Consider the following 20,418-nt stretch of genomic DNA (forward strand, 5'->3'; position numbering starts at 1 on the left):
CCGGAACACATCCGGCCTTTTTGCTTCAGTCAGATAAAAAGAGATTCGATATGCTGAACGAGCACACGGGAGATCTTCTCTTTTGAAAGACGATCAGGTTCAAGCATGGCATGCAGCGCCAACCCGTCGGCGATAGCGTACATTTTCTCCGCTTCGGTTTCTTTATCAAGATTTGGTTTCAGAAGCTTATTTTCATCCAGCCAGTCAATCAGGCCGCGGATATATGCCAAGATCCCGTCCTGCTGGGGTTGAAACTCTTCTCCCTTATGTCTGGCATAAGCTGTGAAAGCGAACCATACCTCCATTTCAGCCATCGTTTCTTCATCTGTCGGGATAATTTCAAGCATCAGACGCACCGCTTTTTCTTTCGGCGGCAGATCTTTCATGGCAACTTCGTTAATTCTGGCGGCCGCTTTTTCTTTTACGAGTGTCATCGCATACCCTAAAAGCTCATCCTGGGTGGTGAAATAGTGCCTCAGCGCGCCTAAAGAAAGACCCGCTTCTTGGGCGATGTTTCTCACTGTCGCTCCTTCCATTCCCCGCTCCAAAATCGTCCGCCAAGTGGCTTCGGCTATTTGTTTTCTTCTTTTTTCATGATCGATTATTTTAGGCATGGTTCCAGTGTAACAGGAAATATTTTTTCTTGCAATTTTGTGATACAGTTGTATTAAATAAAAAGCAGTGATACAATGCATTTTAGAAAACGATAAGGGGGAACCGGATTGAACGCGATTGCTTGGTTGATTGTCATTTGTGAGGCTGCTTTTTGGGCAGCTGTCATCTTCGGATTGGCGGCGCGCTATATATTCAGGCGGCAAAAGCTCGGAATGTTTTTTTTCGCTCTCATTCCTATATTGGATGCCGTACTGTTTCTGGCGGCCGCAGCTGATTTATACAGAGGGGCGGCGGCGACTATGGCGCATGCAGTGGCGGCCGTTTATATCGGAGTGTCTGTCGCCTTCGGAAAAAGCATGATTCAATGGGCGGATGAGCGGTTCCGCTATTATGTGGTAAAGGAAGGGGCAAAACCGGTCAAGCGGTACGGACTGGATTATGCCAAACATTATGCAAAAGGATGGGGAAGACATGTATTAGCATTTGTCATCGGCGGCGTTCTTTTAGCCGGAACGGTATTTCTCATTCAGGACGCTTCCCGCACCGAAGCGCTCAGCGGACTGTTAAAGGGCTGGTCTGTCGTATTGTGCATCGATTTTTTGATCATGGCGAGTTTTTTTGTGATGCCGAAAAAAAGAAAAAACAGCCGGGAGCTGTAAAAAAAGCAGCTTTTGATTAAGCTGCTTTACAGAAAGAATTATTTTACGATCAGCACGGGAATATCGGATTTCGATGACAGTTTTTCACTGACGCTTCCGAATAAAAGTTTTTTCAGCCTGTTCTGGTCCCGGCTCCCCATGACGATCAAATCCGCCGATATACGGTCGGCATGCTCGATAATGGCATCAGCGGGATCACCTTCTAAAATGTCGATATCCCCGTCAATCTGGCTGTCGTTCATCAGCATTCTCGCTTCCGCAACGATTTCTTCCGTACGGTCTTCATAAATCATCGGATCAGGGGAGATTCTTTCCGCCTGGAGCGGGTCAGGAACGCTTGCAATCCCGCCGCCGATATACGTTGCCCCGGCTCCCGGCCTCGGGGGATCAACAATCGTCTGGGTATCTTTTGCATTGTGGGAATGTACGACCGTTAAATCTGCGTGAAACGTTTTTGAAAGGTCTATGGCTTTTTGAAGCGCTTTTTTACTATCATCACTTCCGTCAAAAGCTGCTATCAACCGGTCTGCGTGAAACATCAGCCTCATCCTTTCAGTAAAAAAGGTTTGTTTTACAATACCCGTGCGGCAGAAATGTAAAACCTGCATTGACAAAAAAAGGATTTGTTTATATGATGAAGGAACAATATAGGGAAAAAGGAGGTATGGATCATGTCAAAACTAAAGCTTGTCAACTCATCTTCAGCTGAATACCGGCGTGACTCCCATACAGCTTCCGTTTTCTGAACATTTGCTTAAAAACGGGGCAGTCGCGCATAAACGGCGGGTCTGTACCTTATTTATAATAATAAGAGGCATGGAGCTGAGGCTTCATGTCTTTTTTTATACAAAAAAATGAAAGAAAGACAGGTGTGATGCATGTGGCGGCATTAGCGAAAACAATGAAAAACAATCCGGAAAAGCTTGAGGGCGGCTGATTGATGAAAGGGGATGACGGTATTTGTTTACTGTATTAAAAAAGCTCGCGTGGTTTTTTAAAGCCTATTGGCTGCGCTATACGACAGCGATTGTTCTGTTATTGATTGTGAATGTCATTGAGATGTTTCCGCCTAAACTTCTCGGTAACGCGATAGACGATATGAAGGCGGGCGTGTTTACGAAAAGCGGGATGATGTTTTACATATGTGTTTTTCTCGCATTAACGGCAGCCGTCTATTTACTGTCTTATTTTTGGATGTATCAGCTTTTCGGCGGGGCGAATGTCATGGAGAAGATTCTCCGGTCAAAACTGATGGGAAGGCTTCTTCAAATGTCACCGCCGTTTTACGAGAAATACAGAACGGGCGATTTAATGGCGCGGGGGACAAATGACCTGCAGGCCGTCAGTATGACGACGGGCTTCGGGGTCTTAACGCTCGTTGATTCGACGATGTATATGCTGACGATATTTTTGACAATGGGGCTTCTCATCAGCTGGAAGCTGACATTTGCCGCGATTATTCCGCTGCCGATAATGGCGGCTGCGGTCAGCCTGTACGGAAAAAAGATCCATGAGCGGTTTACGGAAGCGCAGGATGCTTTCGGATCATTAAATGACAAGGTGCTGGAGTCGGTATCCGGCGTCCGGGTCATCCGGGCTTTCGTACAGGAAAAAAATGATGTCAGCCGGTTCGGTGATATGACGGCGGATGTATATGAGAAAAATATGAAGGTGGCGTTTATCGATTCACTTTTTGAACCGACTGTGAAACTTCTCGTCGGCCTCAGCTATCTCATCGGTCTCGGCTACGGCGCTTATCTCGTTTTTCAAAACCGGCTGACGCTGGGAGAGCTGGTATCGTTTAACGTGTACCTCGGAATGATGATCTGGCCGATGTTTGCGATCGGAGAATTAATCAATATCATGCAGCGCGGAAATGCCTCCTTGGATCGTGTCAATGAGACGCTTTCCTATGAGCCTGACGTGATCGGGCCCAAGCGCCCCGCCGGCATCAAGGAGCCCGGGCGTCTTGTTTTTGAACAAGTGACTTTCACGTATCCGAGCGGAGCGGGACCGGCGGTTTCCGATGTATCTTTTTCCGTAGAAAAAGGGCAGACACTCGGCATTGTCGGGAAGACGGGAAGCGGAAAGACGACGATCATTAAGCAGCTGTTGCGTGAATATCCGCCCGGGGCGGGAGCAATCACGTTTACAGGCGTTCCGATTCAGGAGATCCCGCTTGAGGAGCTCCGCGGGTGGATCGGCTATGTGCCGCAGGATCATATTTTATTTTCTAAGACTGTAAAGGAGAATCTGCTTTACGGACGGCAGGATGCAAACGAAGAGGAAATCGGCGGCGCGCTGAAAGATGCGCATTTTGAAAACGATATCGGCATGCTTTCCGACGGGCTTGAGACGCTTGTCGGCGAGAAGGGCGTAGCGCTCTCGGGCGGACAAAAGCAGCGCATTTCAATTGCGAGAGCGCTTTTGACCGATCCTGACATTCTCATATTAGATGATTCGCTTTCTGCCGTAGACGCGAAAACGGAAGCCGCCATCATTGACAGCATCCGTAAAAAACGGCGGCATAAAACAACGATTATCACCACCCACCGGCTCTCGGCAGTTGAACACGCAGATCTCATTCTCGTCATGGATGAAGGCCGGGTGTCTGAAAGAGGCACGCACCGGGAGCTATTGGAGCAGAACGGCTGGTATCGAAAACAATATGAGAGGCAGCAGCTGTCATCTCTTGAAGAAGGGGGGACGGGCGCATGAAGACCGGGAGAAGATTATGGAATTACGCGCTTCAATATAAGAAGCTGCTGATATGGGCGGTCGTCCTGCTCATTATTGCGGTCGGCACTGAGCTGACCGGCCCGTTTATCGGAAAAAAAATGATTGACGACCACATTCTCGGCATTGAAAAAACATGGGTTAAAGCCTCTGCGGACGATCCAGGCGCCGTCAGGTTCCGGGGGCATGATTATGTCAGGGAGGACCGGCTCAAACCGGGGGCGGATAAAACCGGAGAGGCGCACATTTATCAAGTCGGTGCGGGCTACTATTTTGTTGACCGTCCCGTCAGTTTTGACGGAAACCGTTCGGTGGCTGACGGCCGGCTGACAATATCAAACGGTAAAGAAAGCAGGTCATATCCCGCCATTACGTTATCAAGACAGGAGATTTTTGAATTTTACCGTCCGGAAATAAAAGGATTGCTGACGTTGACCGCCATTTACGCCGGACTGCTCATGTTTTCCGTATGTTTTCATTACGGTCAGCATTATCTGCTGCAGATGGGAGCGAACCGGATCATACAGCGCATGAGGCAGGATGTATTTTCACACATTCAGAAAATGCCGATCCGCTACTTTGATAATCTGCCTGCCGGAAAAGTCGTGGCCCGTATTACGAATGACACAGAAGCGGTCAGGGATTTATATGTAACGGTGCTGTCGACATTTATCACAAGCGGCGTTTATATGCTCGGCATTTTTACGGCGCTGTTTATGCTTGACGCCAGGCTGGCCGCCGTTTGCCTTCTGATTATTCCGATTTTAATGATCTGGTCGGTTGTGTACCGCAAATACGCATCCGTCTTCAACCAAAAAATCCGTTCCATTAACAGTGACATCAATGCGAAAATGAATGAGTCCATTCAAGGAATGCCGATTATTCAGGCGTTCCGCCGCGAGAAGGAAACGATGAAGGAATTTGAAGAATTGAATGAAGCTCATTTTCGCTACAAAAACAAAATGCTGTCCTTAAATTCCCTCATGTCCCACAGTCTTGTCAATGTGTTGCGCAATCTGGCGTTTGTCGGGCTGATCTGGTATTTCGGAGGCGCGAGTCTGAGTGCGGCCGGAATTGTTTCGATCGGTGTTTTATATGCATTTGTTGATTATTTAAACCGTTTGTTCCAGCCGGTTACGGGAATTGTCAACCAATTTTCGAAGCTTGAATTGGCCCGTGTCTCTGCCGCCAGAGTATTTGAGCTTTTACAGGAGGAGGAAACGGAAGAAACAGGCGCTCCCGCAGACAGAAAGGCGGAAGGGACTGTGGAATTCCGCGATGTTTCTTTCGGGTATCGTAAGGGAGAAGAGGTGCTGAAACACATCAGCTTTACAGCTGAAAAAGGCGAGACGGTCGCCCTCGTCGGCCATACGGGTTCCGGCAAAAGCTCCATCCTGAATCTTCTGTTCCGTTTTTATGATGCCCAAAAAGGGGATATCCTGCTGGACGATAAAAGCATATACAGCATGTCAAGGCAGGAGCTGAGGTCCCATATGGGGATCGTGCTTCAAGATCCGTATCTTTTCTCTGGAACGATCGGCTCCAATGTGACCCTCGATGATCAGCGTATTTCTTTGGAGCAGGCGGAAGAAGCGCTTCGCCAAGTCGGCGCCGCAAGTCTTCTGCAATCTTTGCCGAAGGGCATCAGAGAGCCCGTCACTGAAAAAGGCGGCACACTATCCTCAGGCCAGCGTCAGCTGATTTCTTTTGCAAGAGCGCTTGTGTTCGATCCGGCCATTTTAATTTTGGATGAGGCGACGGCGCACATTGACACCGAAACAGAAGCAGTCATTCAAAAAGCGCTGCAAGTCGTTCAAGAAGGGCGCACGACATTTATTATCGCCCACCGGCTTTCCACGATCAGACACGCAGACCAGATTCTCGTGCTGGAAAAGGGCCGCATCATTGAAAAGGGAAGCCATGACGAATTAATGGCGCAAAAGGGGCAGTACCATCAAATGTATGAATTGCAGAAAGGATCGGCGAAGTCCGCGGTGTAATCGGAAAGGGTGAATCTAAAGAGATTCGCCCTTTTTTCATTCAGTAAGCCAGTCCTACCCGTTTTCTGACAAACTGCGGGCTGATCAGCTCGCGGTACAGAAAATGCGCAGTGTCTCCGACTGTGATTTCGGCGCCGTCTTCAGGAAGGCGATCCTGTTCGAACCGGTAAACTCCGGCAGCGTCTCCGTCAGGAAGGTAGGTAGGGCAGATGATCGTCCAGTCAAGATCCTCTGCCAGCAGCATCTCGTATACGCGGGCGTGTTCCTTTGCGGCTCCTGTTGATTTTCGTTTTGATTCTGCCGATTCAAAACGATATTGATCAGGCATAAGCCGTGATTGAAGGATACCCGCGGTGCCGATCGTAATCAGACGCTGAACATGATGCCGTTTCATGCCGTCTATTATATGGGTCATAGCGGCTGAAAGGGTATCGTCACCGTCCGTGCCGAGACAGCTCACGACTGTGTCCGCTTTGGAAATCAATCGGCTTACATCTTCCCGCCGCCTCGCATTCCCTGTTATGATCTGTTTTTCAGGAATGGGAAGGACTGTTCCGGCTGATCTGACAAGAGCGAATATCTCCATGTGTCCATGTTTCTGCGCTTCTTTTATAAAAGCCTGTCCGACTCTTCCCGTTGCTCCGAGTAAAGCGATGTTCATGTAAAAAACCTCCTCGCCGCTCATTATATCATTCAAAGCAGCGGGGAAAAGAATGCCTGTGAATAAACGGGAAATGGTGGGCAACATATTCATTGACCAAAGAAACACTTACGAACTGAAACAGCTCCCAATTGACTGAGGCAATGAATGACATGTTTTCCCTCCTTTTTTCCTAGGGTATGTGAAATAGGAAAAAAGGGTGACGGCATAAAAGAAGACGCGGTATCCCGCGCCTTCTGTAAGCCATTTATTGAGTTATTGTACGCCTTGGCCGCCCATGTTCTGCTGTGCGAAAGATACTAAACGTTTCGTGATTTCTCCTCCGACAGAACCGTTTGCACGAGAAGTTGTTTCTCCGCCAAGGTTTACGCCGAACTCAGAAGCAATTTCGTATTTCATTTGGTCGATTGCTTGAGCAGCGCCGGGTACTAATAGTTGGTTTGAAGAGTTGTTGTTTGCCATTTGTATGATCTCCTTTATTAAGTAGTATGGTTGGGTTTGCTGGAATTGCACCAGCCGATGATTTTCGGAATGAAAACCATTGCCAGCTCGGCTTCACCCAATGCTGTTTGCCGCTTTGTACTACGTATTATGGTGAATCAAACGGCATCTCATTCGGAAAACCGGGTGGTAAATAGCGGAAGGAAAAAGAAAAGCCCAGCCTGATGCGGCTGAGCTTTTAGCTTTCAGTCATATATGTGATAAAGCATTAATTCATGCAGCTCTTTTACGAGAGCCGGCTCTTCTTTTCCCGGATGTGTGTGTCCCCATTCAATGTCACCGGACTTATGGTAAATCCCTTCGTAATGCGTACCCTGCCAGTAAAATGAAATCCGCCATCCGGGCAGTTTCTCTTTTTTGAATAACGGTTTCCAGCTGAAGTGCGAAATCATGACGTTCACGCTCCTTGTGGGAAATGTTGATCTTGTTCATTGTAGCTCATCATTCTGTGCCTGTCCCGGGTAAACCCAAAAAAAGACAGCCTCACCGCCAAAGTTTTTCCGGGGCGGTGATGGACCGTTCTGATAAATAGGACGCGTATTCAAAATTTCTCCGTTTTGTCAGGTAATCGACCGATCTCAGCTTCGGATGGGAAAAAATGCTGCGCCCGGGGCGGGAATTGGCTTCAAACATCCAAACTTTCCCTGAATGATCGACGCCGAGGTCAAAACCGATTTCGCCGATAAAACCTTCAATGTGCTCATTTAACACGCGGCTGACCGCCAAGGCGGCTTTTGAAAGTTTCCGCATCATGCCGACTCTCTCTCGCGGATCGCCGTATAATTCAGCTAACGTCCTGACTTCTCCGCCGGTTGCCAGATGCGTCGTGATGCTGTTTTCACCGGAAATTTTTGCCGCGATGGCCGTCACTGTCCATTTCCCCTCGGCGTTTTTATTCGTGTGCACCCTGAAATCGACGGGGCGTCCATCCAGCCGGATCAGGTCAATGCCTTGCTGAATTAAAAATGCGGACGGGTCATTGTTTTCTTTAAATGATTTCATGAAGGATGCCGCATCTGAATACTCTGCCGTCACCACCGTTTTTTCCTCATTCGTGTGTTTGACAGATAAGCCGGCATCTGTTTTTTCCACCCTGTAAATCCCCGTTCCGAGTGCGCCGTCTGCAGGTTTGATATAGACGGTGTCAAATGTGTTGCATAACGTCTCTAACGCTTCTGCATTCGGGTGCAGGACAGATTTTGGCAGAAGTGAAGCGGTGAGACTGTTTTTTTCCAGAAGCTTATGAATGTCCCATTTATTAAAGAATTGCGGATTAAACCACGGAATCTGATAGTCATTCATCAGCCTCTGTTTTGTCTGCTGTAAAAGCGGAACTCCTTCCGTTTTTCGGCTCGGGAGCCTGTCATATACGACATTCGGAAGCGGGACGGCCGTCCGTTTCCAGCTGTTTTCTTTATAAATCAGCGCTTGGACGGTGCCTTCTTCCCAGTTGATCTGATGAGCCCCGAAAACGAAACAATATCCGTTCGCCTGTTCATGAAGTGAGAGCATCTTGGAAAAGAAGGCTGTACGGTCTCTTAACGGGCGGGACGGCGATGATGTGAACCCGGCTGTGAAAACGCCGATCAGCGGTCCGATGTGCACCGTCTGGCCGTGTATGAGAAAGTCAGCCCGGCTTTTATACGGTATCAACAGCTCCTCAAACAAATCTTCAGAAAGGAGCGCGCTTTTTTCAAGTGATTGAGAAAAGGCTACACGGCATTTGACAACCTTGGTCCCGAAGGCAGCGGATAAAAGCCCTTCCCGTTTCATGGAGGAGGGGAGAAACAGCGTATTTTTGCTTTTTTTATCGATGCCGACAATCATCCCTTTATGATTCACGCGGTAATACTCCTTTCCTGCTTTCCTGTGACTGAAGTTCGCGGAAGCGTCTCAGCGGACCCGTATACAAATCCTCTTTCGCCTCCGGAGCCACGCTTAAAATAGCTTTCCGTCCCGGCTTTGAATTGACATCCAAAAGCCAGATGCGTCCGTCTTTGGCATAACAAATATCGAGCCCCAGCTCAAACAGCGGTCCGAACCGTTCATCAAGGAAATAAGGGACGGATTGGGTGATCGAAAAGACATCATCCAATAAAACGGCCTGCTGCTTTCTCGGAATTTCCTCAAACCATGTGTCAAACTTAATCGGTTCTGATCCTCCGGGCAAATGAGATAAAAGACCGTTCTGATAACCCCTTCTGACCGCTTTTCCGACCGTTTCCCAAACGCCTGACTCCGTTTTGCGCATGAAAATGCGGATGTCGCACGGATGCCGTTCTTTATCCTGGATATTTAAGTAGGATTGAAGCAAATAGCGGTGCTGCAGCACTTTTTTGCACCAAGACTTAAAAGACACGTGATTGGAAAATGATTTTGTTTGTTTGTTTTTTCCGATATAGTAAGTGGCCGTAATTGATTTTTTGCCTGTTTCAAGCAGGATGATGCCTCTGCCTCCCGCGCCGAAAGCGGGCTTAAGTATACATGCTTTTTCCTTGGCTAAGTATGATTGCACCTGTTCATAGCGGCTGACTTCGGCCGTTTCAGGAATATAGGGACTGATCAGGTGATGCTTTTGGAGCGCATCCGTGACCGTCCATTTATCAGGAAGCCCCCGCCCGATAAATTCCGTTTTCGGATATTTTTTCAGCCATTCGACGATCGGTTTGGCTTTTTGCGCTTCAGCGGATTTTCCGTAAAAACAGCGGTCGTAAATATATTCGGGAATATCGATTTCCGTTTCGTTCCACTTTCCGCTTTGCGGGTGATAGACGAGCGCTTTCACGCGCAAAGAATCCGGAAATATATCAAACGGTGTAAAGCGGGCTAAGCGCACATTATATTGAGGCGCTCTTTCAGCCAATTCCCCGGCGTAATCTTCTTCGTGCCGGCGGGATACAGACATAAAACCGAGTGTTGTCATATTATTACTCCCCCTTTATTCAAAAAGCCGCTGATGGAACGGCCCTTCCATCCAATAAATATGCTAAGCCCATCATAAAAGATGATCTACTGTAAAGAGTACGAAACAGCATCTTGCCTTATTCCTCACAAACAACAATTCAGGTTCTTCATTTGCCCGCATGCCCGCCAGCCTCTATAATACGAATAGATATATCATCAAGAAAATAGAACATAAGATGGAGGCAGAAGAAAAGGAATGGGCATAGCAGGAACGTTTCTATTTATGATTGTGATCGGAGCCGCGATCGGCGCGGTGACGAATCATCTTGCCATTCAGATGTTATTTCGTCCGTACCGGCCGTATTACCTGTTCGGAAAACGGGTTCCGTTTACGCCGGGGCTGATCCCGAAAAGACGGGATGAATTGGCAAAACAAATGGGGCTCATGGTGACGAACCACCTTTTAACCCCGGAAGGAATAAAAAAGCGGCTTTTATCAGATACCGTTAAAAACCAGGCGCTTCTTTTCGCCGAACAATTCACGCAAAAAATGGCCGCTTCCGAGATGACGGTGCACGAAGCTTTGGCCGCCGCGGGCATCCGGAATCCGCAGGAAAAGACGGATGCCTGGATTGATCGTTTTACCGATGAAAAGCTTTCGGACCTGTACCGGAAATATGAGCACCGCGCCATAAAAGACTGGCTTCCTGATGAGCTGCAGGAAAAGCTGGATGAAAAAATCCCGCTGGCCGCAGATTATATCCTGAAGCGGAGCATTGATTATTTTGAGAGCGAAGAAGGGAAAGACAGGCTCGGAAATATGATTGACGACTTTTTGAATTCCCGGGGGATGCTCGGCGGCATGGTGCAGATGTTCCTCGGCAATTCAAGCTTGGCAGACCGTGTGCTGCCTGAGCTGTTAAAGTTTTTGCGCAATGAGGAAACGAAAAAGCTTCTGGCTGATCTGCTTTCTCAAGAATGGGGCAAGCTCAAATCTTATACACTTTATGAGGCCGATGAAAAGTGGAATGCGAAAGATCTGCTGTTCAGCATGAAAAAGCGGGCTTTGGCCGCACTTCAAACCGCGCCCTTTTTCGAATGCCGGATCGGTGACATCATCTCCCGTTATGAAGGGGAGATTACGGGGACGTACGCGCCGAAGCTGCTTGATGCGGCACTCGGCAGTATTGCCGCTCATTTGGAGGATGTGCTGAAACGGCTGCGTCTTGAGGAAGTGGTCAAAGAGCAGGTTGATCAGTTTCCCGTTGAACGGCTGGAAGAAATGGTGCTGTCAATTTCCAAGAGAGAATTTAAGATGATAACGTATTTAGGCGGTCTGCTCGGCGGGATAATCGGAGCAATTCAGGCTTTGTTTGTCATTCTTTTCTAAGGAAAACATACGCCGATGATGAAAGTCGCTCCGCAGTCTGTTATAGTGGAGTGGTATGTCCGAAAGGAAGAAAGGAGCGGTTACTATGGCAGTTCATTTTTATGATGCAGCATATGATCTTGAAAAAGCTTTGCGAAACAGTGATGAATACAGCCGTCTGAGAGGGCTTTATGATCAAGTAAACGCAGATGAATCCGCAAAACGCATGTTTGATAACTTCCGCAATGTACAGCTGCAGCTGCAGCAGAAGCAGATGTCAGGTGAAGAAATCACTCAGGAAGAGGTAGAGCAGGCACAAAAAACCGTTGCTCTCGTACAGCAGCATGAATTGATTTCTCAGCTGATGGAAGCGGAACAGCGCATGAGCATGCTGATCGGCGAGTTAAACAAAATCATTATGAAACCTCTTGAAGAGCTTTACGGCAGCCCGCAATAAGCTTCAAACCCCTCCATGTATGAAATGGAGGGGTTTTTTTATTCAACAGAAAAATCAAGAGAACCTTTTACCGTTCCGTTAATGATGACAGACAGAGTGTGAATTCCCCGATAATGCTTGCGGGTGGTTAAATCTTTAAGGGAATGATGTTTGCTGAAGGCTTTTACGTCTCCGTTATCCATGGCGGACTCCGACATCTTAAACACCTTGCGGCTGCGGTGCCCCCTTTTCTTTACAAAATCAATCGCGTATTCAACCCTGACTTTTTGCCGGGCGGATGAGCGGATCTGAAAAGAAAAATGTATGCTTGTTCCGATGGCGGCCGTTTCCGGATTCAGTGTAAAACGTTCCAATGAAATCCGGGAGGCGTCTTCAAACCCGAAAATCGCAAGCGCCTGTTTGTCTCCTCTTTTTAACAGTGTCCTGCAGGCGTGCTTCAAAATCCAATCCGTGTGCGGACAGCTTCCGAACCGCTCGGCTGCGATCTGTGCCAGAACATCCGGATGTGTTTTGGAGATGTCATTCAGGTTATTCGCCACGCTTTTTCTGACATATAACGAGTCATCCTGCATCAAGCGGTCCAGAACAGGGAGAATCGGAGAAGGGTCGTCAAGAAGAGCCGGAATGGAGATTCCCCACGGCAGGCGCGGTCTTGAGCCTTCGCTGGCAAGCCTTCTGACATGTTCGTCCGGATGCTCCGTCCAGGAAAGGAACTCTTTGAACATCCTCTCCCGGTCAAGCCTGATATACGGGCGGACCGCAAATTCGGAAGTGGAAAAACGAGTGAAAAACTGAAGCGCCTTCATTGATGCTTCCCAGTGATCCGTTCCGTACTGTTGGACATAATCGGGAAAAATAATCCCGGCGAGCCCTGTGAAATGGGGAGCTGTCTCGTATAAGACGTCAAGGGCCCGTATGTAATCCTTCGGCAGTGTTTCATATAAAGAGTCTGTGATCCGGCGCATCCGCTGTTTTAACGTCAGTCCGGGCCAATCTTCCTGAAACATCAGCGCCCGGCACTTGTCCCGCTCAAAAGCCGGGTACGCCGATTTGATTCTGTTCAGAAGTGCTTCTGCAAATTCTTCGTTATAAATATCTTTTAATAGAGACATGACAGTCACCGCTTTTTTTCTTTTATTATATGCGAATATATGTTCCCTTTCAACTTTATCATACATTCAGCACAGATATTTCCCCTGATTTTTTTAGTTAAAAAAACCCTTGTTTTTTAACAATATTATTGAGATAATAACTCTGAAAGCGCCTACACTTACAGATGATCTAAGGATACGGTCGCCTATACTGCCTGGTATGTTAAGGGGTAGCAACAGAGAGTAAGTGAAACGAGCGCATCAACGGTCAAATAAGGGGTTCCTGATATATTTCGTAAATAGAAATGCACATTGGGGAGAAGGCAGCAAATCGATCGTATCCCAACAAAACGACAGTTCAAAGTCTGCTTGAGGCAGGCTTTTTTGCTGCGGAGAAAAGGTTGTTCTAAACAAAGAGACAGGGTCATATCCTAATGACAAGTACAGTCATCAAGGAGGGGGACTTCTCTGTGTCAAAACAAATGCTGGCGTTAAATATAGACGGAGCGCTTCTTCGCTCCAACGGCAAACTTCATCAGACGACAAAGGATGCCATCGAATACGTCAAGAAAAAAGGGATTTACGTCACACTGGTCACAAACCGCCATTTTCGCTCCGCTCAAAAAGTGGCGAAAATATTAAAGCTTGATGCAAAATTGATTACCCACAGCGGTGCATACATTTCTGAAAAAATAGATGAGCCGTTTTTTGAAAAGAAAATATCAGAAGATCACACGTTTAATATCGTTCAGGTGCTGGAAAGCTATCAATGCAATATCCGGCTTCTTCACGAAAAATATTCGATCGGAAACAAGAAGAAAGTGAACTCCAATCTGGTCGGAAAAACGATGATTCATCCGTCTGACCCGATTTTTTATCCGGTGCAGTTTGTCGAATCATTAAGTGACCTGCTCCTTGATGAGCCGGTTTCAGCGCCCGTCATTGAAGTGCATGCTGAAGATGGCCTGCAGGCTGATATAACGGATACGATAATGAAAGCATTCCCGGCCGTCGATGTGATCCGCGTCAACGGAGAAAAACTGAACATCGTGCCTAAAGGGGTTTCAAAAGAAAGCGGACTTTCGATGGTCGCCGCTGATCTCGGGCTTTCAATGGAAGAGGTTGTAGCTATCGGCCATCAGGAAGATGATCTGCCGATGATCGAGCTGGCCGGTCTCGGCGTCGCGATGGGGAATGCCTCAAATGAATTAAAAAGAAAAGCGGACTGGGTGACAAGGTCAAATGATGAACAGGGAGTCGCCTATATGATTAAGGAATATTTCCGCATGCAGCACCGCAAAGGCTTTCTCGATAAGTTCCATATGAAACGGCCGTAATCAAGAGCCGCAGACGCGAAACGCCGGTCTGCGGCTTTTTCGCGGATTGATTTTAGCCTGTTCTTTCTGTACACTAAAGAAAGTTTTGAATCTGAAAAATAAGGTGATCACATTGCAAATAAAAATAGACGGCATAACGGATGACAGGCTGCATCGTCCGCTGCAAAACATCGCGAATTTATTTTTTGAAGAGTGTGTTCTTGCGTACGGCGAAACGGAGGAACCCTCTGATCTCGTCATCTCACTTGCCATTTCTCAAGATGCAGACAGCGTGTCGGTATCCGGAGAAATCAAAGGAACCGGCGAAAAGGAACATCACACGAAACCGCTTCTTGCCGGATGGAGCGAAAAAGAAGTATTTAAACAGGTGAAAAACACGCTGTCATATGTCTACTTAAATCTTCTTCAATCACATACGGGCATGACACAAAAATGGGGAATCTTAACCGGCATCAGGCCTACTAAACTTCTTCATAAAAAGCTGCAGAGCGGCCTGACAAAAGAAGAGGCGCATGCCGATCTGAAAAAAGACTATCTGATCCATGATGAAAAAATCAATCTGATGCAGGAGATTGTCGACCGCCAGCTCGCTGCGGTTCCCGATCTGTACCGGGTCAAAGATGAAGTCAGCATATATATCGGCATCCCGTTCTGCCCGACGAAATGCGCCTACTGCACGTTTCCGGCTTATGCCATTCAAGGACAGGCGGGAAGAGTCGGCTCCTTTTTATGGGGGCTTCACTATGAAATGCAGAAAATCGGAGAATGGCTGAAGCGGCATGATATCAAAGTGACGACCATTTATTTCGGCGGCGGCACGCCGACAAGCATTACCGCTGAAGAAATGGATCTTTTATATGAAGAAATGGTCCGCTCTTTCCCGGATGTCGCAAATATCAGGGAGATTACCGTTGAAGCGGGCCGTCCCGACACGATTACGGAGGAAAAGCTGGCCGTTTTAAATAAGTATAAGATTGACAGAATCAGCATCAACCCGCAATCTTATGAAAACGAAACGCTAAAGGCCATCGGCAGACACCATACAGTTGAAGAAACCATCGAAAAATACCATCTTTCCCGCAAACACGGCATGAATAATATCAACATGGACCTGATCATCGGCCTGCCGGGAGAAGGGACGGCTGAGTTCAGGCACAGTCTTGAAGAAACGGAAAAGCTGATGCCTGAATCTTTGACCGTTCATACGCTTTCTTTTAAACGGGCGTCAGAAATGACGAGAAACAAGCATAAGTATAAAGTTGCCGACAGGCAGGAAGTATCCCGCATGATGGATGACGCCGTCCGCTGGACAAAAGAGCACGGCTATACGCCGTACTACTTGTACCGGCAGAAAAACATTCTCGGAAACCTTGAAAATGTCGGCTACTCCTTCCCGGGTCAGGAGAGCATCTACAACATTATGATTATGGAAGAAGTGCAGACGATTATCGGTATCGGCTGCGGCGCGGCAAGCAAATTCATTCATCCGGAAACCGGAAAAATCACGCACTTCGCCAATCCGAAAGATCCGAAATCATATAATGACCGATTCGAGCATTATACAGAAGAGAAAATCAAATACTTAGATGAGATGTTCGTCAAATCTGCATTATAATATCAAAAACGGCACAGAATCAGCGTGCCGTTTTTTTATGTTTAACCGTCTGTAAAAACGGGAAAAGTTCATCAGACTGTTATTCGCAAGAGGTGCATAATATGTATGATGTCATAGGAGCGGGAATCGGGCCGTTTAATTTAGGGCTTGCCGCATTGTTAGAGGATATACCCGGAACAGACGCTCTTTTTTTCGATAAAAAGAAAGAATTTGCGTGGCATCCCGGTCTATTAATTAAAGGGACGGATTTACAGGTGGCGTTTCTGGCGGACCTGGTCACGCTCGCCGATCCGAAAAGCCGCTACACGTTTTTAAACTTTCTCCATGAACATGACCGGCTGTACCGGTTTTATACGTTTAATGAATTTGATATTCCGAGACGGGAATTTAACGACTATTTAAGCTGGGCGGCTTCAGAAATCAAATCATGCCGTTTCGGCTCAGAGGTAATCGGCGTGAAAAATGCCGGCGGACATTATGAAGTCAGCGTCAAAAACATTGAGGACGGAAGCATCAGTGTCTATCAGACGAAGCATTTCGTCATGGGGACGGGGTCTGAACCGCTTATTCCCGCAGAGATTGATGACGGGGCGCGTCAGGACACGATGGTCAGCACGGAATATTTGTTCCGGAAAGACGAGCTCGCCGGCGCCGAATCAATTACAGTGGTCGGCTCCGGACAGAGCGCCGCGGAGATCTTTTCTGACTTATTGCATGATGAACAATACCGCCGCAGCCGGCTGCAATGGGTGACACGCTCCGCCGGATTTCGAGAATTGGAAACCGCCAAGCTCGGGCAGGAAATGTTTACACCTGATTATGTGGAATATTTTAACCGCCTGCCTTTTAAAGAACGGCTGAACACACTCCCTGAGCTGGACGGACTGCGCCACGGCATTGATTCTGACACACTTGCCGCCATTTACGATGCCCTGTATCACAGATCGATCAGCGGAGGTTCACCTGACGTGTATATTCAGCCGATGGCGGAGCTTGAAAAAATTGAAAAGCAAAACGGGCGCTGCGTACTGAGCTTTCATCAATGGCAGATGGATGAAACCTTTACGGCCGATTCAGAAAAAGTGATATTGGCGACCGGCTTTAAACCTCATATTCCGGAATGGTTTACGGCAATTGCCCCCGATATTGAATGGGAGGATGAGAAACGGTTTAAAGTGACGGCCGATTCCCGTCTTGTCTTTAAGGACGACAGGCGGCATCACTTTTTCACATTAACGAATCTTGATCATGCTCACGGAACGGGCGCTACGAATTTGAAGCTGTCTGTTTACAGAAACCAAAAAATCATCAATACCATTCTGGGAAAAGAGCATTTCTCCATTAATAAAAAAACGGCTTTTCAGCAATTTCTTCCCGCTCAAAAAAACTGACCTCTTATGAAGAGGTCAGCTTTTTTTTATGATTTCTGCGGCTTCTTTTCAGGCGTCTTCCATTTGAATATGCTGTTCAGCAGGAGATATATCCGCTTCGATTCTTTCGTGAGCAAAGGGCCGAAGATGGCCAGTATCAAAACATATAAGGCGGCGAAAGGTTTAAGTGAAGCGGACAGGCCGCCGGCGATGCCGAGATTTGCGACGATAATGGAGAATTCGCCGCGGGACACAATGGTCAGCCCGATATTGGACGATGCTTTATGAGAAAGCCCCGCCCGGCGTCCGGCGATCATGCCGGCGATAAAGTTTCCGGCAATCGTCAGCAGAACGGCGCCGAGGGCGAGCCATACCGCATCTCCGAGTGAAAACGGATCAATGCTGAGGCCGAAGCTGAAGAAAAACATGGCGCCGAAAAAGTCACGGAACGGCACGACAAGATGCTCAATCCTGTCAGAATGGGCCGTCTCCGAAAATACGAGTCCGAGCAAGAGCGCGCCGATCGCTTCAGCGACATGAATCGTTTCGGAAAAGCCGGCAATGAAAAAGAGCGCGGCGAAAATGACGATGACAAATACCTCGTTTGAACGGATATCAAGCAGCTTGTTCAGCAGAGGCGGCAATTTCCGAGCGGCAATGAAAAACAGCAGCATATATCCGAAAGCGATCACGATTGACATCAGCGCGCCCCCGACAGACGTCGCGTCTCCCAGAACAAGCCCGGAAACGACGGACAAGTAAACCGCCAGAAAGATATCCTCAAACATAATGATGCCGAGAATCAGTTCAGTTTCCGGATTGGCCGTGCGCTTTAAATCGACAAGCACCTTTGCGACAATGGCGCTTGATGATATCGTGATGACGCCCGCCAATACAAGCACTTCCAAAAAGGAAAAGCCCGTGATAAAGCCGTAGATCAGCCCTAAACTGAAATTAATCAGAATATAAATCGTTCCGCCGGCGGCGATTGAACGTCCGGATTTGACTAATTTTCCGACCGAGAATTCAAGCCCGAGGTAAAAGAGGAGGAACAGGACGCCCATCCGTCCGAAAAACTCAATCACTTCCCGGCTTTCGATAAACGTCAGGTCAATGATGCCCGCTTGGGGCGCGTGCGGCCCGACAAGCATTCCTAAAATGATCAGGAAGGGGATGATCGAGAATTTAATTTTATTGGCGATGACACTCGCAATGGCCACAAGAACTAACGCCGTACCGACTTCAAATACGAGATGATCCATAAACAGATCACACTCCGTCTCTGGAGAGGAAGTCTTGGATCAGTTTTTTCAGATGCTTTCTTTCACCTGAGAGGACGAGTGTATCGTTTGCTTCAAGGAGCGAATCAGCGCCCGGGTTTAAAAACTTTTTCTGGTCATGCTTAATGATGGCGATAACCGTCACGTCATAGTTTTGGCGCACATCCAGTTCGCCGAGCGTCCGCCCTGCCGCTTTTGCCCCTTTTTCAACTTTAAACCATTCGATAATCAGATCGCTGAACGCCATTTCAATCGATTCAAGCGCCTGCGGTTTGTACACCATCCCGCCGATAATCGCGGCAATCTGTCTTGCTTCCGTATCATCAAGTGAAATGCTTGCCAGAAGCTCATCAGGGTCGCGGTCATCAAATCTGTAAATTTCCCGCCTGCCGTCATCATGAATGATGATCGTCATTTTTTCATGATTTCTCGTTTCGATTTCGAATTTTTTCCCGATGCCGGGCAGATCGTTTTCTTTAATATTCATAAAAAATCCCTCCGGAATATACTGTTTTTACACCGTAAATACAGATTGGCAATGAGAAATGGTCTGATGCCGGAGGTAATTTGACTGGTATTGTATCGGAATGGCGCATGTCCTTTCCAGTGTGGAATCAATGAATTGATCAAGAGGTTTGACAGATAACAGGGAGATCATCCGGGATAACGCACCGTATCCTTTTGACAGGCCTTGCGGAGCGGTTTTGGTTTGAACCGGCGTCTTTGCCGATTCCGTTTCCTGCGGGTAAACCGAAATTTGTACATGGCTGTCTGTTTCTGTCACCAATTGGGAAGGAAGAGCGACATCCGAAGGGGGGAACAGCACCATAAAAAAGCTCAGTAACAAGCTGAGTATCACATATTTCATTATCGGTGTTTTTCCCCCCTTTTGTTTTGTATATCAATTTCACTATATAAAAATGTATGTTCAGTTTCAAATGATATGCATTTTTCGGTATCTGTTGACCTTGAAAAATAAAGGAGTTTCGCTTTGGGGGAAGGAATATATCATTTGAACAAAATATGTAAGCGAATTCAAGGAGGGAGTAAACATGCAGTATATTCGTTATGAAGAAAAAGGAAAGATCGCAGAGATTGTGCTGAACCGGCCTGACAATTACAACGCGCTGAATGAACAAATGCTCCGGGAATTGGAAAATGCATGCGTTATGGCAGCCGACAGTGAAGCGCTTATCGTCCTCTTGCGGGGGGAAGGCAGGGGATTTTCCGCGGGCGGTGATATCCAGATGATGACGTCTGATCATGATTCAGGAGAATATGAACGGCTCATGAAAATGATTGAATCCATTACGCTGACGCTCTATGATATGAAAAAAATTGTGATAGCCGCCATCCACGGAGCCGCGGCGGGGCTCGGGCTGAGTTTCGCGCTGTGCGCCGATGTGGTGCTCGCCGAAGAAAACGCCCGACTCGCGATGAATTTCATCGGCATCGGATTGGTTCCCGACGGTGGAGGCCACTATTTATTAATGAGACGCGTCGGTGAGATCGAAGCGAAAAAACTGATTTGGAGCGGTGAAAAATTGCCGGCTGAAAAAGCGGTGCGGCTCAAGCTTGCCGACGGGCTGTTCAGCGGCGGCCCTGCGGAGGGGGCACAACCGTATATCGACCGATTGCTGCATGCGCCGCTGTCAGCGATGATTGAAACGAAGGCTATTTATCAGAGCCTTCATATCAGCCGGTTAAAAGACGTTTTGTCTCTTGAACGAAAGGCCCAGGAAAATATGAGAAAAACGGATGATCATAAAGAGGGCATCCGCGCCTTTTTAGAAAAACGGACGCCTCAATTTAACCGGTAAAAT

21 protein-coding genes are annotated in these 20,418 nt (G+C 47.6%); 9 read left to right on the forward strand and 12 right to left on the reverse strand.

The features are described from left to right. Positions 1–29: 29 nt before the first annotated feature. A complete protein-coding gene (locus tag ACWJJX_RS00560) occupies positions 30–614 on the reverse strand; it encodes a TetR/AcrR family transcriptional regulator (RefSeq protein ID WP_015388489.1) in 585 nt (194 codons plus the stop codon). Positions 615–722: 108 nt separating this feature from the next. Between ACWJJX_RS00560 and ACWJJX_RS00565 the strand changes: the two genes are divergently transcribed. Further along, complete coding sequence (locus ACWJJX_RS00565; protein ID WP_060657740.1) at positions 723–1,274, forward strand: hypothetical protein; 552 nt, start codon at positions 723–725, stop codon at positions 1,272–1,274. Between the two features lie 38 nt (positions 1,275–1,312). Here ACWJJX_RS00565 and ACWJJX_RS00570 read toward each other — a convergent pair whose 3' ends face one another. Next, positions 1,313–1,813 carry a universal stress protein gene (locus tag ACWJJX_RS00570; protein WP_003155289.1) on the reverse strand — a complete coding sequence of 167 codons (501 nt, stop codon included), beginning with the start codon at positions 1,811–1,813 and terminating at the stop codon, positions 1,313–1,315. Between the two features lie 421 nt (positions 1,814–2,234). On the opposite strand from ACWJJX_RS00570, the gene ACWJJX_RS00575 reads away from it, so the two are divergent. Together ACWJJX_RS00575 and ACWJJX_RS00580 are read left to right on the forward strand one after the other, a co-directional pair. Then, the gene (locus ACWJJX_RS00575; protein ID WP_182068752.1) at positions 2,235–3,992 is read left to right on the forward strand and encodes an ABC transporter transmembrane domain-containing protein; all 1,758 of its coding nucleotides are present in this window, start codon (positions 2,235–2,237) and stop codon (positions 3,990–3,992) included. Then, positions 3,989–6,010, forward strand: coding sequence for an ABC transporter ATP-binding protein (locus ACWJJX_RS00580; protein ID WP_454022651.1), 2,022 nt, complete (start codon positions 3,989–3,991; stop codon positions 6,008–6,010). Before ACWJJX_RS00575 ends, ACWJJX_RS00580 begins: the two co-directional genes overlap by 4 nt. A gap of 40 nt (positions 6,011–6,050) precedes the next feature. Here ACWJJX_RS00580 and ACWJJX_RS00585 read toward each other — a convergent pair whose 3' ends face one another. From ACWJJX_RS00585 to ACWJJX_RS00610, 6 genes are all read right to left on the reverse strand, one after another. Beyond that, positions 6,051–6,671, reverse strand: coding sequence for an NAD(P)-dependent oxidoreductase (locus ACWJJX_RS00585; RefSeq protein WP_454022652.1), 621 nt, complete (start codon positions 6,669–6,671; stop codon positions 6,051–6,053). 28 nt (positions 6,672–6,699) lie between these two features. After that, positions 6,700–6,825 carry a hypothetical protein gene (locus tag ACWJJX_RS00590; RefSeq protein ID WP_003155283.1) on the reverse strand — a complete coding sequence of 42 codons (126 nt, stop codon included), beginning with the start codon at positions 6,823–6,825 and terminating at the stop codon, positions 6,700–6,702. Positions 6,826–6,926: 101 nt separating this feature from the next. Next, positions 6,927–7,133 carry an alpha/beta-type small acid-soluble spore protein gene (locus tag ACWJJX_RS00595; RefSeq protein WP_003155280.1) on the reverse strand — a complete coding sequence of 69 codons (207 nt, stop codon included), beginning with the start codon at positions 7,131–7,133 and terminating at the stop codon, positions 6,927–6,929. Between the two features lie 224 nt (positions 7,134–7,357). Next, positions 7,358–7,573, reverse strand: coding sequence for a YheE family protein (locus ACWJJX_RS00600; protein ID WP_012117190.1), 216 nt, complete (start codon positions 7,571–7,573; stop codon positions 7,358–7,360). Between the two features lie 82 nt (positions 7,574–7,655). Then, the gene (locus ACWJJX_RS00605; RefSeq protein ID WP_053573527.1) at positions 7,656–9,014 is read right to left on the reverse strand and encodes a YheC/YheD family endospore coat-associated protein; all 1,359 of its coding nucleotides are present in this window, start codon (positions 9,012–9,014) and stop codon (positions 7,656–7,658) included. Then, complete coding sequence (locus tag ACWJJX_RS00610; RefSeq protein WP_070081574.1) at positions 9,004–10,095, reverse strand: YheC/YheD family endospore coat-associated protein; 1,092 nt, start codon at positions 10,093–10,095, stop codon at positions 9,004–9,006. Before ACWJJX_RS00610 ends, ACWJJX_RS00605 begins: the two co-directional genes overlap by 11 nt. Before the next feature lie 237 nt (positions 10,096–10,332). On the opposite strand from ACWJJX_RS00610, the gene ACWJJX_RS00615 reads away from it, so the two are divergent. Together ACWJJX_RS00615 and ACWJJX_RS00620 are read left to right on the forward strand one after the other, a co-directional pair. Further along, positions 10,333–11,466, forward strand: coding sequence for a DUF445 domain-containing protein (locus ACWJJX_RS00615; protein ID WP_033574472.1), 1,134 nt, complete (start codon positions 10,333–10,335; stop codon positions 11,464–11,466). A gap of 85 nt (positions 11,467–11,551) precedes the next feature. Beyond that, positions 11,552–11,902 (forward strand): YlbF family regulator, encoded by a 351-nt coding sequence (locus tag ACWJJX_RS00620; protein ID WP_007409239.1) that lies wholly within the window; start codon positions 11,552–11,554, stop codon positions 11,900–11,902. A 38-nt stretch (positions 11,903–11,940) separates the two neighbouring features. Here ACWJJX_RS00620 and ACWJJX_RS00625 read toward each other — a convergent pair whose 3' ends face one another. After that, positions 11,941–13,080: a DNA alkylation repair protein gene (locus tag ACWJJX_RS00625; protein ID WP_173612612.1), complete on the reverse strand. Its 1,140-nt coding sequence runs from the start codon at positions 13,078–13,080 to the stop codon at positions 11,941–11,943. A gap of 383 nt (positions 13,081–13,463) precedes the next feature. On the opposite strand from ACWJJX_RS00625, the gene ACWJJX_RS00630 reads away from it, so the two are divergent. The 3 genes from ACWJJX_RS00630 (at position 13,464) to ACWJJX_RS00640 (ending at position 17,336) form a co-directional block, all read left to right on the forward strand. Then, the gene (locus ACWJJX_RS00630) at positions 13,464–14,330 is read left to right on the forward strand and encodes a Cof-type HAD-IIB family hydrolase (protein WP_031378450.1); all 867 of its coding nucleotides are present in this window, start codon (positions 13,464–13,466) and stop codon (positions 14,328–14,330) included. A gap of 112 nt (positions 14,331–14,442) precedes the next feature. Then, complete coding sequence (locus tag ACWJJX_RS00635) at positions 14,443–15,945, forward strand: coproporphyrinogen III oxidase (protein WP_007409236.1); 1,503 nt, start codon at positions 14,443–14,445, stop codon at positions 15,943–15,945. A gap of 101 nt (positions 15,946–16,046) precedes the next feature. After that, complete coding sequence (locus tag ACWJJX_RS00640) at positions 16,047–17,336, forward strand: lysine N(6)-hydroxylase/L-ornithine N(5)-oxygenase family protein (protein WP_003155267.1); 1,290 nt, start codon at positions 16,047–16,049, stop codon at positions 17,334–17,336. A gap of 26 nt (positions 17,337–17,362) precedes the next feature. Here the strand turns inward: ACWJJX_RS00640 and ACWJJX_RS00645 are convergent, their stop codons facing one another. From ACWJJX_RS00645 to ACWJJX_RS00655, 3 genes are read right to left on the reverse strand one after another with little or no spacing between them, the layout of a single operon-like run. Continuing rightward, entirely contained in the window at positions 17,363–18,577 is a 1,215-nt protein-coding gene (locus tag ACWJJX_RS00645; protein ID WP_326360262.1) for a cation:proton antiporter, read from the reverse strand. Positions 18,578–18,584: 7 nt separating this feature from the next. Next, positions 18,585–19,082: a cation:proton antiporter regulatory subunit gene (locus tag ACWJJX_RS00650; protein WP_061890517.1), complete on the reverse strand. Its 498-nt coding sequence runs from the start codon at positions 19,080–19,082 to the stop codon at positions 18,585–18,587. 27 nt (positions 19,083–19,109) lie between these two features. Beyond that, positions 19,110–19,463 carry a hypothetical protein gene (locus ACWJJX_RS00655; protein ID WP_077722007.1) on the reverse strand — a complete coding sequence of 118 codons (354 nt, stop codon included), beginning with the start codon at positions 19,461–19,463 and terminating at the stop codon, positions 19,110–19,112. A gap of 184 nt (positions 19,464–19,647) precedes the next feature. Between ACWJJX_RS00655 and ACWJJX_RS00660 the strand changes: the two genes are divergently transcribed. Beyond that, positions 19,648–20,415 carry an enoyl-CoA hydratase gene (locus tag ACWJJX_RS00660; RefSeq protein WP_077722008.1) on the forward strand — a complete coding sequence of 256 codons (768 nt, stop codon included), beginning with the start codon at positions 19,648–19,650 and terminating at the stop codon, positions 20,413–20,415. Positions 20,416–20,418 lie beyond the last annotated feature (3 nt).

Source organism: Bacillus sp. YH3-2-B2 (genome assembly GCF_053663335.1).

Coding starts and splice junctions, on each gene's coding strand:
- ACWJJX_RS00560 (WP_015388489.1), bottom strand. CDS start 614: ATGCCTAAAATAATCGATCATGAAAAAAGAAGAAAACAAATAGCCGAA.
- ACWJJX_RS00570 (WP_003155289.1), bottom strand. CDS start 1,813: ATGTTTCACGCAGACCGGTTGATAGCAGCTTTTGACGGAAGTGATGAT.
- ACWJJX_RS00580 (WP_454022651.1), top strand. CDS start 3,989: ATGAAGACCGGGAGAAGATTATGGAATTACGCGCTTCAATATAAGAAG.
- ACWJJX_RS00585 (WP_454022652.1), bottom strand. CDS start 6,671: ATGAACATCGCTTTACTCGGAGCAACGGGAAGAGTCGGACAGGCTTTT.
- ACWJJX_RS00590 (WP_003155283.1), bottom strand. CDS start 6,825: ATGTCATTCATTGCCTCAGTCAATTGGGAGCTGTTTCAGTTCGTAAGT.
- ACWJJX_RS00595 (WP_003155280.1), bottom strand. CDS start 7,133: ATGGCAAACAACAACTCTTCAAACCAACTATTAGTACCCGGCGCTGCT.
- ACWJJX_RS00610 (WP_070081574.1), bottom strand. CDS start 10,095: ATGACAACACTCGGTTTTATGTCTGTATCCCGCCGGCACGAAGAAGAT.
- ACWJJX_RS00615 (WP_033574472.1), top strand. CDS start 10,333: ATGGGCATAGCAGGAACGTTTCTATTTATGATTGTGATCGGAGCCGCG.
- ACWJJX_RS00620 (WP_007409239.1), top strand. CDS start 11,552: ATGGCAGTTCATTTTTATGATGCAGCATATGATCTTGAAAAAGCTTTG.
- ACWJJX_RS00625 (WP_173612612.1), bottom strand. CDS start 13,080: ATGTATGATAAAGTTGAAAGGGAACATATATTCGCATATAATAAAAGA.
- ACWJJX_RS00640 (WP_003155267.1), top strand. CDS start 16,047: ATGTATGATGTCATAGGAGCGGGAATCGGGCCGTTTAATTTAGGGCTT.
- ACWJJX_RS00645 (WP_326360262.1), bottom strand. CDS start 18,577: ATGGATCATCTCGTATTTGAAGTCGGTACGGCGTTAGTTCTTGTGGCC.
- ACWJJX_RS00650 (WP_061890517.1), bottom strand. CDS start 19,082: ATGAATATTAAAGAAAACGATCTGCCCGGCATCGGGAAAAAATTCGAA.
- ACWJJX_RS00655 (WP_077722007.1), bottom strand. CDS start 19,463: ATGAAATATGTGATACTCAGCTTGTTACTGAGCTTTTTTATGGTGCTG.
- ACWJJX_RS00660 (WP_077722008.1), top strand. CDS start 19,648: ATGCAGTATATTCGTTATGAAGAAAAAGGAAAGATCGCAGAGATTGTG.